The sequence below is a fragment of the Micromonospora sp. NPDC049139 genome, from assembly GCF_055586845.1.
Window position 1 is genome coordinate 15,698 of sequence record NZ_JBVJHK010000026.1, and the last position, 18,725, is coordinate 34,422.

Below are 18,725 nucleotides of genomic sequence, written 5' to 3' on the forward strand. Positions count from 1 at the left end.
CCGCCCCCAGGCCACGGGACGGAGGATCAGTAAATCAGCGCCCGGCCGAGGCCCATGTCGGTGAGGCGGGTGGAGTGCACGATGCTCGTGACCTCGACAGCCTTCTGGATGCGTTCCTCCGGCGTGGTGTCGACCAGCCGTCGCCCGTCCCACACCTCGTAGTCACCGATGGTGGCCAGGTGCGGGGCGATGCCCTCCTGGAACCAGTTCTCCCAGCGGGTGAGCTGGTCGGACACCGGCAACTGCTCCCACAGCCGCATGCCGTCGCGGATGAGCTCGACGAGGCGTTCCTTCTCGTCGGGGTGCCGCTGCACGTGCTCGCGGATGATCGACGTGCCGACGGCCAGGTGGCGCACCTCGTCGATGGCGGCGCCCTTCTCCATGTCCGCCATCCGCGGGTCGATCGGTCGCCACTTGCGCTCGCTGAGTTCGAACGACGGGGCGAGGAACCCTTCGACCAGGATCGTCAGCAGCACCACGCCGCCGACGAAGTCCTGCTGCTCGCGCACGATCGGCATGCCGTACTCCTCCAACGGGTCGAGGATGGTCGCCTTGTCGTGCGCGGTCTGCTCGGCGATGACGGCGGCGACGTCGCGCTCGTCGATGCCGAGGTTCCGCAGGTGGTTCCGGAAGATCATCGCGTGCCGGGTCTCGTCCACCAGCTGGGTGGCGTAGAACTCGGCGGTCGTGGAGTCGGGCGCGCACGCCACGATGTGACCGATCGCGCGGGCCGCCCGCTCCTCGGCCAGCGCGCGGAACGCGACCTCCTGGATCAGTGCGTCCCGCAGCGGGCCTGGCTCGTGCAGGAATTCCGGGGTCACCAGCTCCGGCGAGTAGCCCACGATGTTTCCGCGCAGTGTGCGCTGCGGGACGTTGGCGAACCAGTACCGCAGGTCGCAGTCGCGTGCGGTCAGCCGGATGCCCTCCGCGCCGTCGAACAGGGAGGACGCCTGGTCCCAGTCGGCGGCGTCGTCCGCCGTCATCCCCGACCGCTCGTCGGTGCGGGGGGCTGCGGGCTGCGGGCTGTACGTGACCACCGGCTGCGGGCGCGGGCCGGGCACGGTGACCGGTGCCGCGTCGGCGGATCGAACACGGGCCGGGCCTGGCTCGATCGTGGGGCCGGGCGCGGGTGCGGCGGCCGGCGGGACCACGGACGACTGCGCCGCCGGTGCCCGCACCGCCTGCGGGCCCGGTGGCTGCGCGGCCGGCACCGCCGGTGCCTGCACGGACGGCTGCGCCGCTGATGGCTGCGCGGCCGGTGCCGGGGCGCTGTCGTTCATGATGAACGGGCGGGTGCCGTCGAGGTAGTCGACCAGCGGCGCCGCGACGCTGGCCCGCGACGGCGGGTGGAACGCGACGCACTGGCAGGCCGCGACCAGGTAGGCCACCTCGGGGGAGCGGATGAACGACATGCCCCCGAGCATCTCGACCGCCTGGCGGGCGGCGTCGGTGATGGCGTCCTGCGTGCCGTAGCGGGCCATCAGGACGCGGGCCAGCGCGTCGTTGTCCGTCTCGCCGGCCTGCATGGCGCGGGCCGCGCCCTCCAACAGCTGCGTCGCCGTCTCCAGCCGGGTGCCCAGCGCGGCGCGGTCGGTGACCGCGCCGCGCCCGGCGGCCAACGCGCGTTCGACGAGCGCGCTGGCCATGCCCAGGTACGACGCGGTGATGAGCAGCTCGAACCAGATGAACCCGACGGTCTGCAGGTCGTCGAGCATCCCGTCCGGGCCGTTCTCGGTCGGGATGACCAGTTCCTCCTCGATGAACACGTCGGTCAGCCGGACCTCGTCGCTCTCCGCGCCGGCGAGCACGCTGCTGCCCCAGAACGGGTGCCGGGTGATGCCGCGCAGCGTGGCCGGCATGAGCAGGAAGGCCGTCTGCTGGCCGCCGCCCGGTGCGGGCACCGCCACGCTGGCCGTCAGCAGGTCCATCGAGTGGCTCAGGCTGCACGGCTTCTTCGACCCGTTGATCCGGTAGCCGCCGTCCACCGGCGTCGCCGTCATCGTGGGGGAGAGGATCCCCTGGGCCGGGCGGCCCTCGGCGAAGCCCGAGGAGACCAGCAGGTTGCGGCTGGTGATCGCCTCCAGCAGGGCCCACTCCATGCCCGAGTTCTTGATGCTCTCGGCGAAGGTGAACAGCGTCGCCACGGAGAAGTGGTGCATCGTGGTCGCGACCGCCAGCGACGGCGCGTGGGCGCCGATCGCGCGGGTGACCCGTACCGCGTCCAACGGGGACGCGCCGAGCCCGCCGTAGTCCTTCGGGATCACCAGGCTCGGGCCGCCGCTGGCCCGGAACACCGGCAGCGTGCCGCCGCCGGAGGCTTCCCGCTGCTCGAACGGGATCTTCGACATCCCGTCGAGCAGCCCCGGCAGGTACGACTCGCAGAGGGCACGGGCCTGGTCAAGGGATCGCACAGAATTCCTCCGGAGGCGGACGGTCAACGAGGGATGAGCGAGCGGGCCGCCGCGCGGCGCAGCTTGCCCGACGGGGTCTTCGGAAGGCTGCCCGGCGGCAGCACCACGACCTCCGCCGGACGGGCGTCGACGTCGGCGAGGACCCGGTTGGCGATCGCGTCGGAGAGCGCCTTCTCGGCGGCCGGGTCACCGACCAGGCGTGACTCGACCAGCACCGCGAACGACTCCCGCGCCACCCCGTCGCCGGCCATCAGCCGTACCGCCGCGACGTTGCCGTCGCGGACGCCGTCGACGCCGGCGGCCGCGCGCTCGATGTCGGTGGGATAGATGTTGCGGCCGCCCATGATGACGACGTCCTTGCGGCGGCCGCAGACCACGATCTGACCGTCGACCAGGTAGCCCTCGTCGCCGATGTCCAACCAGCCGTCGTCGTCCAGGGCCGGGGCCGGACCGTCCTCGGTGAGGTAGCTCCGGGTCACCGAGTCACCGCGCAGCTGCAACCGGCCGACCTCACGGTCGCCCAGCTCGGCGCCGGAGTCGTCGACGACCCGCACGCTCACGCTAGGGTGGGCGGCGCCGAGCATGGGCAGCCGGCGCACGGCGGTCGGGTGGTCGTCGCCCGCCGGTACCGCCCGCCGGTTCTTCTCCAGCTCCAAGGCGTCGACGGTGTCGAGGAGCATCGGATCCGACAGCGCCGACAGCGAGATGACCAGGGCGCTCTCCGCCGCGCCGTAGCAGCAGTTCACCGCCTCCGGCCGCAGGCCGAACCGGGCGCCGGCCGCGACGAACGCCTCCACCGTCGACGGGTCGATCGGCTCCGCGCCGTTGCACAGGGCCTTCAACCGGGACAGGTCGAGCGAACCGGCGTCGGCGCGGGCGAGCTGCCGGGTCAGGATCGCGTACGCGAAGTTCGGCGCGGCGGTGATCGTGCCGCCGTACCGGCTCATCAGCTCCGCCCACACCATCGGGCGACCGAGGAACTCCGCGGGCGTGACCATGACCAGGTCGATGCCGGTGAACATGGGCAGCAGCAGGCAGCCGACCATGCCCATGTCGTGGAAGAGCGGCAGCCAGCTCACCAGCACGTCGTCGTCGCCGCACTCGAGGTGGGCCGCGGTGTCGACGAGGTTGGCGTGGATGTTGCGGTGGGTGATCCGCACCGCCTTCGGCTCGGCGGTCGAGCCGCTGGTCAACTGGAGCAGCGCGGTGTCGTCCTCGGCGGCGGGCACGACGGTGAACTCCCGGTCGCTGTCCAGGTCGCCGATCATCCGGTGGGGGACGCCCTGCTCGCGCAGCACGCCGGCCATCGCCTCGAACGGGGCGCCCACCAGCACCAGACGGGCGTCGATCATGCGCAGGACACGCAGCGTGTCGTCGCGCCAGACGGCCAGGTCGGTCCGCGGGGTCGGCTGGTGCAGCATGGTCACGCTGCCGCCGGCCAGCCACGTGCCCTGGGCGACCCGCGCGACCTCCCCCGGGTCACCGGCCAGGACCGCGACGGCCTGGCGGGGGGCCAGCCCGCCCGCGACCAGTGCCGCCGCCGTACGCCGGGCCGCCTCGTGCAACTGCCCCCAGCCGCGCCGCACCGGGTTCGCGGGGGCGCCGGTGACCATGCCGCCCGACGACCGCCCGGCGGTGCCGACGACGGCATCGACGAAACGGCTCACCTCGATCTCGCCTGAATCATGCGGGACAGCGTAGACAGAGCGATCGACAAAGACCATAGATCCTTTGTGGAGTCCGTACGGGCGATTGTGTTGGGCGCCGTGACCGATAGAGGATGACCGCTGCCCGGTGGGTGACCGCGGCACCGACGTTGATGATCGCGGAAGGCGGCCGCCTGAATGGGTGACTCCAGGACGCAGTGGTGGTTGGATGTCGTACGTACCGAGGCGGCCGAGGTGCTCGGTCGGCCGCGTGGTGACGTCACTGCCGACGGTGCCTTCGCCGACCTCGGCTTCGACTCACTGACCGCGCTCGAACTGGCCGACCGGCTGTCCGAGGCGAGTGGGCTCCAACTCTCCGGCACCCTCGCCTTCGACTACCCCAACCCGTCGGCCCTGGCCGGGTACCTGGCCGAACAGGTCGGCGGCCCGGACGCGGACCCGCAGCCGGGGCACCGCGTCGCCACGCCGGCGGCCGGCGAGCCGGACGGCGCGCCGTCGGGTGCGCCCGAGCCGATCGCCATCGTGGCGATGGCCTGCCGTTTCCCCGGTGGAGCGGCCACCCCCGAGGACTTCTGGACCTTCCTGGCCGACGGCCGCGACGGCATCGGGCCGTTCCCGACCGACCGGGGCTGGGACCCGCAGGTGTTCCATCCCGACCCCGACCGTCCCGGCTCCACCTACGCCCGCCACGGGGGGTTCCTCTACGACGCCGGCGACTTCGACGCCGGGTTCTTCGGCCTGTCGCCCCGCGAGGCGTTGGCCACCGACCCGCAGCAGCGGCTGATGCTGGAGATCTCCTGGGAGGCGCTGGAACGCGCCGGCATCGACCCGCGCACGCTGCGCGGAAGCCGCACCGGCGTGTACACCGGCGTCATCGCCGGCGACTACGCCCCGCGCCTCGGCGCCATCCCGCCGGAGGTCGCCGGCTTCCTGATGGCCGGCAACGCGTCCAGCATCGTCTCCGGCCGCGTGTCGTACACGTTGGGCCTGGAGGGACCCTCGCTGTCGGTCGACACCGCCTGCTCGTCGTCGCTGGTCGCGCTGCACCTGGCGGCCCGCTCGCTGCGTACCGGCGAGTGTGACCTCGCACTGGCCGGCGGGGTCACCGTGATCGGGACGCCGTTGGTGTTCACCGAGTTCAGCCGCCAGGGCGGGCTCTCCCCGGACGGGCGGTGCCGGTCGTTCGCCGCGGCCGCCGACGGCACCGGCTGGGCCGAGGGCGCCGGTGTGCTGGTCCTCGAACGGCTCGCCGACGCACGCCGGCACGGCCGGCGCGTCCTGGCGGTCCTGCGCGGCAGCGCGGTCAACTCCGACGGGGCGTCCAACGGCCTCACCGCGCCCAACGGTCCGTCCCAGCAACGCCTGATCGCCGACGCGCTCGCCGATGCGGGCCTCGACGCACCCGACGTGGACGTGGTGGAGGCACACGGCACCGGCACCCGGCTGGGCGACCCGATCGAGGCCCAGGCGCTGACCGCCGCGTACGGCTCCGGCCGGCAGCGTCCGCTGTGGCTCGGGTCGGTCAAGTCGAACATCGGACACACCCAGGCGGCGGCCGGCGTGGCCGGGGTCATCAAGATGGTGCTGGCGCTGCGGCACGGCCGGCTGCCCCGCACGCTGCACGTCGACGAACCCACGCCGTACGTGGACTGGTCCGCCGGCCCGCTGCGGCTGCTGACCGACGAGCAGCCCTGGCCGGCCGGCACCCGGCCGCGTCGCGCGGCGGTGTCGTCGTTCGGGATCAGCGGCACCAACGCGCACGTCATCGTCGAGGAGGCGCCGCAGGACGAGCCCGTCGCCCCGACCGACAGCGCGGCCGTGCCGGTGCCGCTGGTGCTCTCCGCGCGGACCGTCCCCGCGCTGCGCGAACATGCCCGCCGCCTCGACGCCTTCCTCGACGCCCACCCCGACCTGCCGGTCCGCGCGGCGGCGGTCGCGGCAGCCCGGCGTACGGCGTTCGAACAGCGCGCCGTCGTCCTCGACCGCGACGCCCTCGCGGCGCTCGCCGCCGGGCAGGACGCCCCGGCCGTGGTCACCGGCACGGCGAGCGAGGGCGGGCTCGCCCTGGTCTTCCCCGGACAGGGATCGCAGCGCCCCGGGATGGGGCGGGAACTCGCCGCGGCCGAACCGCGGTTCGCCGCCGCCCTGGACGAGGTCTGCGCCGCACTGGACCGGCACCTGGACCGTCCCGTCCGCGCGGTCATCGACGGCGACCCGGACCTGCTGGACCAGACCGAGTACACCCAGCCGGCGCTGTTCGCCGTGGAGGTGGCGCTGTACCGGCTGCTGCGACACTGGGGCCTCCGGCCGGACTTCGTCCTCGGCCACTCGATCGGGGAGATCACCGCCGCCCACGTGGCCGGCGCGCTGTCGCTGGACGACGCCGCCCGCCTCGTCGTCGCCCGCGGACGGCTGATGCAGGCGTTGCCCGCCGGCGGCGCGATGGCCGCGATCCAGGCCACCCCGCAGGAGGTCGAGCCGCTGATCGCCGACCCCGCGGCGCAGGTCGGGCTCGCCGCCGTCAACGGCCCGACGTCGGTCGTCGTCGCCGGCCCGCAGGACGCGGTGCAGACCGTCGCCGACGCGTTCGCCGCCCGAGGCCGCAGGACCACCCGGCTACGCGTCAGCCACGCGTTCCACTCCCCGTTGATGGAGCCGATGCTCGCGGACCTCGCCAAGCTGGAGGCGGACCTCACCCACCGGGCGCCGGAGATCCCGCTGGTCTCCAACGAGACGGGCCTGCCGGTGGACATGATCACACCGGGGCACTGGAGTCGGCACGCGCGGCAACCGGTGCGGTTCGCGCAGAGCGTACGCCGGCTACGCGAGCAGGGGGTGAGCCGGTTCCTGGAGGTCGGGCCCGGCGGCGTGCTGTCGGCCATGGTCCTCGACTCCGTCGGCGACCTGGACGCCGACACGGGTGACCCGACGATCGCCGTGCCGCTGCTGCGCGGCGGGCGCGACGAACGGGACTCCGCCTGGGGCGCGGTGGCCCGCCTGTTCGCCCACGGCGTGGACGTCGACTGGCCCGCGCTGGTCGGCGGGGACGTCTCGCCCGCGGAGCTGCCCACCTATCCGTTCCAGCGCCGGCGGTACTGGTTGACCCCACCGGCCCGGCCGCTGCTCGGGGAGCCGGTCGAGACGCTGGACGCCGGAGTGCTGCTGACCGGCGAACTGTCGATCGCCGCCCAGCCGTGGCTCGCCCAGCACCGCGTGGGCGGGACGGTCGTCGTACCGGGCGCGCTGCTGGCGGAGCTGGCGGCGCGCGCGGGCGCGCACGCCGGCTGCCCCGAGGTGGTGGAGCTCCTCCTGCAGACGCCGCTGGTGCTCCCCGAGGCCGGCGCCGTCCAGACCCGGGTGGTCGTCGCCGGGACGGACGGCGACCCGACCCGCCCGCTGACCATCCACGCGCGCCCACCCGGCGGAACGTGGACGCCGCACGCGACGGGAACCGTCGCCCCGGTGCGGACCAGCGACGCCACCCGGTTGAGGCTGTGGCCGCCGCCGGGCGCGGCGCCGTTGGACACGGACCGCTTCTACGACCGCCTGCGCGCCCGTGGCTACGACTACGGCCCGGTGTTCCAGGGCGTCGGCCGGGCGTGGCAGCGGGGCGACGAGATCTTCGCCGACGTGACGCTGCCCGCCGACGCCGCCGGCGCGACCGAGGGTTTCCTGCTGCACCCGGCGCTGCTCGACGCTTCGCTGCACGCCCTCGGCCTGCTCGGCGACGCCGGCGCGGACGACGGGATCGCGCTGCCGTTCTCCTGGACGGGCCTGCAGGTGCACGCCCGAGGCGCCACGGCGCTGCGGGTCCGGCTGACCCGCGTCGGCGACGGTGTCGACGTCGTCCTCGCCGACCCGTCCGGTGCGCCGGTCGCCTCGGTCCGGCACGTCGCGCTACGGCCGATCACCCCCGACCGGCTCACCCTCGGGCCGTCCGGGGCGGGCGGCGGGTACGAGCTGCGCTGGGTGCCGGCCGCGCCGGTCCGGTCCGACCAGCCGGTGGTCTGGCTCGACGAGTTGGCGGCCGGCGACCAGGTTCCCGACCTCGTCTTCACCGAACTGCCGCCGGGCGGTGACGACCCGCACCCCACCGTCGCCGCCGCGCTCGACCTGGCGCACCGCTGGCTGGCCGACCCGCGGTACGGCGCCGCCCGGTTGGCGGTGGTGACCCGGCGGGCCGTCGGCGACCAGTCCCGGGACCTCGCGCAGGCGGCGGCGTGGGGGCTGCTGCGGTCGGCGCAGTCCGAGCACCCCGGCCGGTTCGCGCTGATCGACCTGGACGACGACCCGGCGTCGCGGCAGGCGCTCGCCGCGGCCGGCGCCGCCGGAGAACCGCAGGTCGCCGTCCGCGCCGGTGGACTGCTGGTGCCTCGGCTGCACCCGTCGGCCACCGACAGCCTCGTCCCGCAGACCGGGGCCCCCACTGATCCCGGGGCCGTCACCCACGTCGGACCACGGCCGTGGGCCCCGCAGGGCACCGTCCTCGTCACTGGCGCGACCGGCGCCATCGGCCGTCTCGTGGCACGGCACCTGGTGGAGCGGCGCGGGGTGCGGCACCTGGTGCTCACGTCCCGGCGTGGAGCCGACGCCCCCGGCGCCGCCGACCTGGTCGGCGAGCTGACCGCGCTCGGCGCGGAGTCGGTGCGCGTCGTTGCCTGCGACGTCGCCGACCCGGCGGCCCTGACCGCCCTGCTGAGGTCCGTCCCCGCCGAGCATCCGCTCACCGCCGTGCTGCACCTGGCCGGTGTGCTGGACGACGGGGTCGTCGAGTCGCAGACCCCGCAGCGGGTGGCCGGAGTGCTGCGGCCGAAGGCGGACGGCGCACGGCAGCTGCACGAGCAGACCCGCGAGTGCGACCTGGCCGCGTTCGTGCTCTTCTCCTCCGCCGCCGGCCTGCTCGGCTCGCCCGGGCAGTCGGGTTACGCCGCCGCCAACGCCTACCTCGACGCCCTCGCCGAGCAGCGGCGCGCGCAGGGGCTGCCGGGGCAGTCGCTGGCGTGGGGCCTGTGGGAGCTGCCGGACGGGATGGCCGAGCAGGTCAGTGACACGGGCCTGCGTCGCATGCGCGGGATCGGGCTGACGCCGTTGCCGCCGGGGCGCGGACTGGCCCTGCTGGAACGGGCGCTCGACTCGGACGCGGCGACGCCGGTCCTCGTCGACGTGGACAGCGCCCTGCTCGACGGGCACGACCGGCGGTCGGTGCCGCCGGTGCTGCACGACCTGATGGCCACGGACCGCCCGGCCGGCGCGGACGTCGCCGGCCTGGGGGCGCCGGCCACCGCGTCGGTCGACCCGGTAACCGGCGGCGCGCCCGGCCCGACCGGCGGCACCCGGGCGGGAGGCACGGACCTCGCCAGGACCCTGCCCGGGCTCGCTCCCGCCGACCAGGACCGGGTGCTGCGGGAGATGGTGCTCGCCGAGGCCGCCAGGGTTCTCGGCCACACCTCCGCCGCCGACCTGGACGGCACCCGGAGCCTGCCCGAGCTCGGATTCGACTCGCTGACGGCGGTCGAGCTGCGCAACCGGCTCGCCACCGCGACCGGGCTGACTCTGCCGGCGACCCTGGTGTTGGACCACCCGAACGTGCGGGAACTGGTCGGCTACCTACGCGGTGAGCTGTTGCCCGAGCAGGCGTCCACCGCGCTCGGGGTGCTGGAGGAGTTGACCCGGCTGGAGTCCAGCCTGGCCAACCTGACGATGGACGGTGTGGCGCGCAGGCGGCTCGCCGACGCCCTGAACCAGTTGCTGTCGCTGGTCGACACCGAGTCGGACAAGGTCGACGCGGCGAAGGACGACTTCTTCGACCTGCTCGACTAGGAGCCCGCCCCGGCCCGTCGGGAAAGCGGGCCGTCCTCCAGCCGATCGGGCGGCTGGAGGACGGCCCGCGGCCGCTCAGCCGAGCGGGGCGGCCTCCACCACGGTGACCTCGATGTCGGAGCCGAACAGCCCGCGCAGGATGTCCCGGATCGAGTCGCGCATCGCCGCGCACGCCACCGGGTCGATCAGGCTCGCCAGGGAGGCGATGCCCAGGTCGAATCGGCTGTCGAACTCGACCCGCACCCCCTCGTCGGCCTCGACGACCAGCCACGAGCCGGTGAACGTCGCGAAGTCGCCCTTGGTCTGTTCGAAGTCGATGCGGCGGTTGACCGGGTCGATCTGGTCGCGTTCGGTCCAGACGAGGATGCCCCGGCGGAAGTTCACCTCCCACGTCGACTCCACCTCGGTCGGGCTGACCTCGGTCACCCCGACCGTCCGTACGGTGTCGGTGAACTCCGGATACGCGGCGAAGTCGGCCAACCGGTCGAACGACTCCTTGGCGTCTGCCCTGGGCAGCAGAGCGTGCACGATGACGGAGCACTCCATCGCGGGTGGCCTCCTCAGCTCGGGTTGACGATCACTGCTGCAACCCCCGGATCAGGTGACGCAGGCTGACCCGCCACGCGTCCTCGGCCTGCGCCGGGGTCATCGCGTCCGGTCCGCCGGGAATCGTGCCGAACGATGTCGGCAGCAGTTCGGGGATGATGACCAGCCCGCAGACGGCCACCACGCCGTCCAGCCGAGCCAGGTCCTCGGGAGGAAGGACGTCCGCGAACGCCGGCCGGACCAGCCGATCCACGATGGACGGATCCGCGATCCGGCCGTCGGGTATGTCCATGCCGCACTCGCGGGCGGTTTCCGTCACCAGTTCGAGGTAACGCTCCACCGGGATGCCGGCGGGTCCGGCGGTCAGCCAGTAGTCGCCCTTGCGCAGGTCGGCGTCGAGCACCGCGCGGATTCCCTGCGCGACCATGTCCTGGGGGACGAGGTCGAAGAACGTGCCGGGATGCGCCGGGATGAACGGCAGCTTGCCGGTCACCAGGTACTCGGCGAGCTGGTGCACTCCCTGGGGCTGGCGGATGACGCCGGTACGGGAGTCGCCGATGACGATCGCCGGCCGGACGATCACCGCGTCGATGCCGCTGTCGCGGACCATCTGCTCGCCGAGGTACTTCGACGTGACGTACTCGTCGGTCCGGGCGGCCACCTTCTCGGTGCCCAGCCTGCCGCCGCCACCGGCGCGGCCGTACCGGGACACGTAGGCGGTGCTGACGTGGACCAGGGTCGCGTCCGCATCGGCGGCGAACTCGACGACCCGGCCGAGGCCCTCGATGTTGAGCCGGTCCACCTCCGCCTGGTCGGCGGAGAAGTTGACGATGGCGGCGGAGTGGACCACCGCGTCGACCTCGGCGCACAGCTCGCGGTAGGCGCGGCGGTCGAGCCCGAGCGAGGGGGCGTGCAGGTCCAGCCGGACCACCCGGTTCGAGCCGCCCGGCAGGCGTCGGTAGGCGGCGGCGATCACGTCGTACCCGGAGAGTTCCGCCAGTACGGCGGTGCCCACGACGCCGCTGGCCCCGGTGACCAGGACGGTACGTCGCGTCATGCGGGGGAGTCGCTTCCGGTGGCGGGGAAACGCGCGGCCAGGGCGGCGCAGGCCCGCTCGAATGAGGCGACCAGCCGCTCCTCCTCGTCGGGGGTCATCGTGGCGGGTGGGGTGAGCCGCAGCACCGGGTGCGCGTTCATCGAGTGGTTGACGACCACGTCGTTGTCGAGCAGGTCCATCAGGAACTCCGCGGCGTGCATTCCGGAGCGGAACTCCACTCCGATGAGCAGCCCGGCGCCGCGTACGTCGGCCACGAGGTGCCCGATCGACCGCACCGTCTCGGTGATCGCCGCAAGTAGCCGCTCGCCCAGGTCGGCCGCCCGCTCCACCAGCTTCTCCTCCCTGATCACCTCGACCGTCGCGCGGACGGCGGCCATGGCGAGGGGGTTCGCGGAGAACGTGGACGTGTGCAGGTAGGGGTCCTTGTCGAACGGGGCGAACGCCTCCTCGGTCGCCAGGGTCGCCGCGACCGGCACCAGCCCGCCGCTGAGCGCCTTGCCGACCAGCAGGACGTCCGGCCGTACGCCGTCGCGGTCCGCCGCCCACCAGGTCCCGAGCCGCCCCAGCCCGGTCATCACCTCGTCCAGGACGAGCATCGCCCCCCGATCGCGGCACAGCGCCTCGACGGCCTTGAGATAGCCGGGCTGGGGGATGATCACCCCGCCCTCGCTCTGCACCGGTTCGACGACCACGCAGACGTCACGGTCGACGACGGCGGCCAGTTCGTCCAGGTCGCCGAACCTGACGTGGGTGACCTCGGGCAGCAGCGGGCGGAACGGGTCCTGATAGAGCGACCGCGCGGTGAGCGACAGCGCGCCGACCGTCTTGCCGTGGTATCCGCTGTGCATGGAGACCAGCCGGTGCCGCCCGTTCGCCCGGGCGATCTTGATCGCGGTCTCCACCGCCTCCGCGCCCGAGTTGGAGAAGTGCACCTTGACCAGGCCCTCCGGCGCCACCGAGGTCAACGCCTCGGCGGCCCGGGCGGCGGGCTCGTTCAGCAGCACCCGGGTGGACAACGCCTGCCGTTCGAGCTGGTCGCGCACCGCCGCGAGTACGACCGGATTGCCGGCACCGACGAAGAACACGCCGTAGCCGGCGCAGTTCAGCAGTTGGCGACCGTCCGCGGTGTGCACCACGGTGCCCGTGGCGCCGACCTCCAGTGGTGTGTGGAGCATGGCGGCGACCCGCCCCAGCCCCTCGCCGAGATGGCGGCGGTAGATATCGAAGACACTGGAGGACACGGCGGAAGTCTGCCCGAACGGCAGCAACCGATCAATGGTCTACTCAGGACTGTCGTCGGTGGCCGAACAGCCGACCCGTCGAGCATTGCCGCGAGCGTTGACCTTGCTCTAGGGTGCCGGCGTGGACACGTACAGCGAGATCATCTACTCCGTTTCGGACCGGATCGCCACGGTCTCGCTCAACCGTCCCGAGGAGCGCAACGGCTACACCCTGCGGATGGCCGACGAACTCGCGCACGCGTTCGACCGCGCCGACCGCGACGACGACGTCCGGGTCGTCGTCCTCACCGGTACGGGTGAGCACTTCTGCGCCGGGTTGGACATGTCCGTGACGGAGTTCGACACCCCCGACGACCCCGAGGCCGAGTGGGCGGAACCGGCGGGGCGGTGCTCGATGCGGATCTTCGCGATGAACAAGCCGGTCATCGCCGCGATCCGGGGCGCGGCCGTCGGCGCGGGAGCCACCATCATCCTGCCGGCCGACTACCGGCTCGCCGCCACCGACGCGCGATTCGGGTACGTCTTCAGCCGGCGGGGCATCTACGCCGAAGGCGCGTCCACCTGGTTCCTCCCGCGGCTGGTCGGGATGGGCTGCGCGCTCGACTGGATGATCAGCGGGCGGGCGTTCGACGCCGCCGAGGCGCTCTCGGCCGGCCTGGTGCACAGCGTCCACGAGCCGGAGCACCTGCTCGACAAGGCGTACCAGCTCGCGCGGACCATCATCGCCAGCACCGCGCCGGTGTCCGTGGCGGTCATCCGGCAGATGCTGTACCGGACCAGCGCGCTGGACTCGCCGTACCCGGCGCACCGGCTGGACTCCCGACTCTCCGCAGAGGCTCTGACGAGCGCGGACGCGAGGGAGGGCTTCGACTCCTTCCGGCAGCGACGCGCTCCGGCCTTCCCGGGGCGGGTCAGCAGCGACCTGCCCGACCACCTCCCGTGGAGGAACGAATGACGTCTATGGTTGCGGCATGACCGCGCAGGCAGCCGGGCACGGTCCAGAAGTCGCCGAACAGATCACCGTCACGGCACCGGCGGGGACGGTCTACGCGGCCGTCGCCGACGTACGGCGGATGGCCAGGTGGAGCCCGGAGTGCGTCGCGGTCTGGGTCACCCGGCGCGACAGCGGGCAGCCGCGACGGTTCGTCGGCTGGAACCGTCGCGGCCCGTTGCTGTGGTTCACCACCTGCCGGGTTGTCACCGCGACGCCGGGCAGCGAGTTCGCCTTCGACGTCACCACCTTCGGCCAGCCGGTGGCCCGCTGGGGCTACCGGTTCAGCGAGACCGACGGCGGCACCGAGGTGACCGAGTACTGGCAGGACCGGCGCAACGGGACGGCCCGCGTTCTCGGCCGGATCTTCACCGGCAGGGCGTCGGGCGACCGCCCGACCGTGAACCGGAACGGCATGCGGGAGACCCTGCGCCGGTTGAAGCGGGAGCTGGAAGCGGCCTGACCCCGCGGCGGCCGACCGCGTCACGCCGCCCAGGCAACCGGCCGCGCCGGCGACCCCGGATCCGACCTCGGGCCCGCCGCCCGGCGTGCCGGCCCTCGGGACCGGAGGTTCGGTCACGCGCCTGACCCGACGGCGAACCCGGCCTTGACCCGAGGACGGGTAGGGCCGGGTTCGGCGGGCGGGGTCATGCCCCCGTCGTCGCCAGCGTGCGCTCCTGCTGCGGGGCCGCGGGCAGGTCGTGCGACACGCGCGGGAGCCATTCCAGCCACCGGGGCAGCCACCAGTTCTTCTCGCCGAGCAGGGCCATGACCGCCGGCAGCAGTACCGCGCGGACGATCGTCGCGTCGAGCAGCACGGCTGCGGCGAGCCCGACGCCGAGCTGCTTGGGAGCGGCCATCGGCAGCGTGGCGAATAGCGCGAACACGGCCACCATCACCGTCGCCGCGCTGGTGATGACCCCGGCCGTGCGGGTGATCCCCTCGGTGACCGCCAGCCGGGTCGGTAGTCCTCGGTCGTGGCCCTCACGGATCCGGCTGACGACGAAGACGTGGTAGTCCATCGACAGCCCGAACAGGATGACGAACAGGAACAGCGGCATCCAGTTGGTGATGCCGTCGGCGGCGCGGAAGTCGAGCAGCGACTCGAAGTGACCGTACTGGAAGACGTAGACCAGCATGCCGTAGGCCGCGGCGACGGACAGCAGGTTGAGCAGCACGCCGGTGACGGCCACGACGACGGACCGGAACGACACCAGCAGGAGCAGGAAGGCCAGGCCGAGAACGAACCCGAAGACCAGCGGCAGGGACTTCGCGAGCTGGTCGTTGAAATCCTGGGAGGTGGCGGTGGCGCCGGTGACGCCGACCCAGGCGTCGGGCAGCCGGCCGAGCGTCGCCGGCAGCACGGTTCCGCGCAGGGTCGCCAGGGCCTCCTCGGAGGTGCGGTCCCCGCCGGAGCCGGACAGCCCGACGCTGACGACGGCGACCGTGCCGGCGGGGTTGACCTCGACCGTGATCGGCTCGTGCAACCGGCCGGTCGCCAACGCCTGCTCCTTGAACGCCGCCATCGCACCGTTCCAGGCGGGCCCCGTGACCTGCGGGGCCTTGACCACGATCTCGGCCGGGGCGGCGCCGCCTGGGAACGCCGTCTGGATCGCCACGAACGCCTGCGCGATCGGCGCGCTCGGAGACAGGTCCTCGACACCCTCCCCCTTCGTACGCAGGTCCAGTGCGGGTGCGGCGAGCGCGCCGAGAGCCACGGCGGCGAGCACCGCCGAGACCAGCGGGCGGCGCAGGACGAGCCGCAGAACCGTGCCCCACACCCGGCCGTCGGAACGGGTGCGGTACAGGACGGGGATCCGGCCCGAATCGACGCGGTCGCCGAGCGCGGACAGCAGCGCCGGCAGGACCGTCAGCGAGCCGAGCACCGCGGTCGCGATGACGAGGATGGTGCCGACGGCAAAGCTGACGAAGGTGGTGTCACGGGTGAGGAACATGCCGGCCATGGCGACGATGACGGTCAGCCCGGAGATCCAGACCGACCGGCCGGAGGTCTGCGCGGCGATGACCAGCGCGCGCTGCGGATCCGCGCCGTTGCGGCGTTCGTCGCGCTCCCGGCGGATGTAGAACAGGCAGTAGTCGACGCCGACGGCCAGCCCGACGAGCAGCATGACGTGCATGGTGGTGTCGACGGTCGGCGCCAGGTGGCTGGTGAAGCCGAGCAGGCCGATCGCGGCGACGACGGCGGTGATGGCGAGCCCGACCGGCAGCAACGCGGCGGCGACCGCGCCGAAGGCGACGAACAGGATGCCGAGGGTGACCGGGATGGAGAGCATCGACAGCCTGGTCAGGCCGGCGTCGAGGTCGTCGCCGACGAGTTTGTCGCTGCTGGCGTCGCCGGCCTGCGCGATGTACAGCTGCGGGTGCGCCCGCTGGACGGCGGCGACGGCGTCGAGGACCGGCCCGACCCGGTCCTTGGCAGTCCGCGGGTCGCCGTGCATGGCGAAGGTGAGCAGCGCCGACTTCCCGTCCCCGGAGATCACCGGCGGCTCCATCGCGTCGGTGGCGCCGGTGGCCTGCACGGCGGCGGTGACCTCGGCGATGGCGGCCCGCCCCTCCGGACCGTCCACCGTCGATGTGCGCGAGCTGACGATCACCATCTCGCCGGCCTGCTCTGTGGGGAAGCCGGCCTGTTCGACGATACGGTCGGCGTGGCCGGACTCGCCGAGGCCGAAGTCGCTGTCGGTCGCCTTGACGATGCCGACCTGCCCACTCAGGACGGTGACGCCGATGACGAAGACCAGCCAGCCGAGTATGGCGAGCGTACGGTGACGGGCACTCCACACCGCGACGTGCGCCGCGACGCCGGTGACGTCTTCCCTGGATCTCATGGCTCGAACGGTATGGAGCGCGACGGGGCGGGTCGATCCCGTGAGCCTCCTGGTGGGGGTGGGGACAGCCCTACCTTGACGACCGGGGCGGGGCGGATGGACGTACCGGCCGGCTGGCACCTGCGAGTTCGCGCGCCCAAGGCAAGATCGCATTGCGTCGCCCTCGCCCTACGACGTGGGCAAGAAGATCAACGGTTCGTCATCACCGACACTTCGGGCCTGCTGGGGGTACGTCGCCGTCGCTCCGGCTGACGCTTGATCCAGCCCGCCCACTCGGGCTGCGCCGCGTGTTCGGAGGCCCGCCAGGCCGCATGTGCCAGGTGGTCCTCGACGAGCACCAACGCGTCACCGGGCAGCGGCCGGGGCGCGGAAGCGGTTCCTCAGTCGTCGCGATCAGCAGGCCGGCGGCTCCCCCGCCAGCGGTGCGTAGGTGCCACCGCGAGCCGCGCAGGTGGCAGCGCCACCGGGCAGCATCTAGCCGCTACCGGACCCAGGCGGACAGACCGGTCCTTACGCCCCAGAGAATGTGAATCAACTACTTATAGCACCTCAAGTGCTACATGTTGCGAAACCCGGAAAAGACCTCTTGTTTCACATGAATCGGCCTAACGTTCGTCATGGCTCGTCCTCCTGAGCCGACCAGAAGGGAGTGAGGAACATGTCGATGAGGTTTTTGACCAAGCTCGCCGGCGGGGTGGTGCTGGGCAGCGCCGCCCTGCTGCTCGCTGCGCCCGCCACCGCGCTCGCCGCGACCGACGAAGGTCCCAAGGAGCCCACGGCCTCGAACCAGGGGCAGGCGAAGAAGAAGTCAGACGACAAGCCGAAGACCTTCAGCCTGCACGACAAGAAGGGTAACGGGGTCACTTGCGCCACCAACAAGCAGATCAACGAGCAGAACATCACCCAGATCATCAAGGACAACACCATCACGAACAGCATCGTCACCTTCAACCTGTCCGCAGCGCAGTCAGCGTCGAACGACAACAGAACCCAGCCAAACAACATCGTCGTCTGCATCCGCGACCTCGACGTGGAGGTGGATGTCGAGACCGATCTGCTCGCCGACCTCCTCGGGATGGTCGAGGCCGGTATCGGCAAGGCTGGTTCGTCGGTGGGCCAGCCTGCCGGCGCCAGCGGCGCGTACGCGGGTCCGGACGGAGCCTGGGTGTTGCCGAAGACGGCCGGCGTCGCGGCCGGTGACGGTGGCGCGCTCTCCGGCACCAACACCGGTGCTCTGACGGCGGCCGGTGCCAGCATGATGGGCGTTGGCGTGCTCGGTGGCATCGCACTGCTGCGTCGGCGGTCCGCCAATGGCACTGTCGCCTAGGGCGGCCAGGAGCGCCAGCGGCCGCCACGGATTCCCGTGGCGGGCCGCTGGCCTCGTCCTGGTCGTCCTCATCACGCTTGCCGGAGCAGGGTTGATCACGCTCGCGGCCACGGCTCCTGATCCGGTCGGGCCGCCGCAGCCCGACCCCGCCGCCGCACCGCAGTCCCTGCTTTCACCGTTGGCGGACGAACCCACCACACCAGAGCCGACGCCGAGCGAAGCCAACGCGTCGCCGGCGACCCACGGCGAGGCGCACAGTGCTCGCGGCCGCCTCAAAGCCGATCCCGGGTCCACGGCGACCCGCCCGTCTCCCGCGCCGAAGATGGCCGGGATGCCGCGATCGCAGCCCACCCGCATCAGGATCCCGCGGATCGGCGTCGACGCGCCGACGGTTCCGCTCGGGCTGGACCGGAACCAGCAGATCGCGGTCCCACCGCTGGATCAGCCCAAGACGGCCGGATGGTACAAGCTGGGACCAAGCCCCGGCGAGGTCGGGACCGCGGTGGTGGTGGGCCACGTCGACTCACGCGCCACGGGTCGGGCGGTCTTCTTCCGCCTGGGCGCGCTGAAACCCGGAGACACCATCGAGGTGCCCCGCCAGGACGGCAAGAAGGCCCGCTTTGTCGTCGACGGGGTGGCCCGCTACCCGAAGAAAAAGCTCCCGCTGAGCCTGGTCTACGGTCACACCGGCAAGGCGCAGCTCCGCGTGATTACCTGCGGTGGCGCCTACGACAAGGCAGCGAAGTCGTACAAGGACAACATCGTGGTGTTCGCGACGCTGGCGCCCTGACCACCACCGTTCGCTGTGTTGGTGGC

At 72.7% G+C, this 18,725-nt stretch carries 10 protein-coding genes and 1 pseudogene; 5 read left to right on the top strand and 6 right to left on the bottom strand.

Annotation, left to right across the window (positions count from 1 at the left end):
- Positions 1-26: 26 nt before the first annotated feature.
- The gene (locus ACZ6Q9_RS30320) at positions 27-2,411 is read right to left on the bottom strand and encodes an acyl-CoA dehydrogenase family protein (RefSeq protein WP_396830503.1); all 2,385 of its coding nucleotides are present in this window, start codon (positions 2,409-2,411) and stop codon (positions 27-29) included.
- A 23-nt stretch (positions 2,412-2,434) separates the two neighbouring features.
- Entirely contained in the window at positions 2,435-4,078 is a 1,644-nt protein-coding gene (locus tag ACZ6Q9_RS30325; protein ID WP_393459214.1) for a fatty acyl-AMP ligase, read from the bottom strand.
- 204 nt (positions 4,079-4,282) lie between these two features.
- On the opposite strand from ACZ6Q9_RS30325, the pseudogene ACZ6Q9_RS30330 reads away from it, so the two are divergent.
- Positions 4,283-9,898, top strand: a pseudogene (locus tag ACZ6Q9_RS30330) (SDR family NAD(P)-dependent oxidoreductase); the annotation flags it as partial.
- Positions 9,899-9,973: 75 nt separating this feature from the next.
- Here ACZ6Q9_RS30330 and ACZ6Q9_RS30335 read toward each other — a convergent pair.
- Genes ACZ6Q9_RS30335 through ACZ6Q9_RS30345 form a run of 3 tightly spaced genes read right to left on the bottom strand, consistent with a single transcriptional unit; the run spans position 9,974 to position 12,742 of the window.
- Positions 9,974-10,444: a type II toxin-antitoxin system RatA family toxin gene (locus ACZ6Q9_RS30335; RefSeq protein ID WP_393269103.1), complete on the bottom strand. Its 471-nt coding sequence runs from the start codon at positions 10,442-10,444 to the stop codon at positions 9,974-9,976.
- 31 nt (positions 10,445-10,475) lie between these two features.
- Complete coding sequence (locus tag ACZ6Q9_RS30340; RefSeq protein WP_393459208.1) at positions 10,476-11,501, bottom strand: SDR family oxidoreductase; 1,026 nt, start codon at positions 11,499-11,501, stop codon at positions 10,476-10,478.
- Positions 11,498-12,742, bottom strand: a complete 1,245-nt coding sequence (locus ACZ6Q9_RS30345; RefSeq protein WP_393459205.1) for an aspartate aminotransferase family protein — start codon at positions 12,740-12,742, stop codon at positions 11,498-11,500. The genes ACZ6Q9_RS30340 and ACZ6Q9_RS30345 overlap by 4 nt, the downstream gene beginning before the upstream one ends.
- A gap of 121 nt (positions 12,743-12,863) precedes the next feature.
- Here ACZ6Q9_RS30345 and ACZ6Q9_RS30350 point away from each other — a divergent pair, with 121 nt between their 5' ends.
- Positions 12,864-13,697, top strand: a complete 834-nt coding sequence (locus ACZ6Q9_RS30350; RefSeq protein WP_393269108.1) for an enoyl-CoA hydratase-related protein — start codon at positions 12,864-12,866, stop codon at positions 13,695-13,697.
- A gap of 16 nt (positions 13,698-13,713) precedes the next feature.
- Complete coding sequence (locus ACZ6Q9_RS30355) at positions 13,714-14,196, top strand: SRPBCC family protein (protein WP_396830507.1); 483 nt, start codon at positions 13,714-13,716, stop codon at positions 14,194-14,196.
- A 184-nt stretch (positions 14,197-14,380) separates the two neighbouring features.
- Here ACZ6Q9_RS30355 and ACZ6Q9_RS30360 read toward each other — a convergent pair whose 3' ends face one another.
- A complete protein-coding gene (locus ACZ6Q9_RS30360) occupies positions 14,381-16,582 on the bottom strand; it encodes an MMPL family transporter (protein ID WP_393269113.1) in 2,202 nt (733 codons plus the stop codon).
- Between the two features lie 673 nt (positions 16,583-17,255).
- Between ACZ6Q9_RS30360 and ACZ6Q9_RS30365 the strand changes: the two genes are divergently transcribed.
- A complete protein-coding gene (locus ACZ6Q9_RS30365; RefSeq protein ID WP_393459196.1) occupies positions 17,256-17,909 on the top strand; it encodes a hypothetical protein in 654 nt (217 codons plus the stop codon).
- Positions 17,910-18,000: 91 nt separating this feature from the next.
- Positions 18,001-18,699 carry a class F sortase gene (locus ACZ6Q9_RS30370; RefSeq protein ID WP_393269116.1) on the top strand — a complete coding sequence of 233 codons (699 nt, stop codon included), beginning with the start codon at positions 18,001-18,003 and terminating at the stop codon, positions 18,697-18,699.
- Positions 18,700-18,725 lie beyond the last annotated feature (26 nt).

What these genes read in the sequence shown, in the direction of transcription:
- ACZ6Q9_RS30335 (WP_393269103.1), bottom strand. Translation starts at nt 10,444, where the DNA reads ATGGAGTGCTCCGTCATCGTGCACGCTCTGCTGCCCAGGGCAGACGCC.
- ACZ6Q9_RS30340 (WP_393459208.1), bottom strand. Translation starts at nt 11,501, where the DNA reads ATGACGCGACGTACCGTCCTGGTCACCGGGGCCAGCGGCGTCGTGGGC.
- ACZ6Q9_RS30355 (WP_396830507.1), top strand. Translation starts at nt 13,714, where the DNA reads ATGACCGCGCAGGCAGCCGGGCACGGTCCAGAAGTCGCCGAACAGATC.
- ACZ6Q9_RS30360 (WP_393269113.1), bottom strand. Translation starts at nt 16,582, where the DNA reads ATGAGATCCAGGGAAGACGTCACCGGCGTCGCGGCGCACGTCGCGGTG.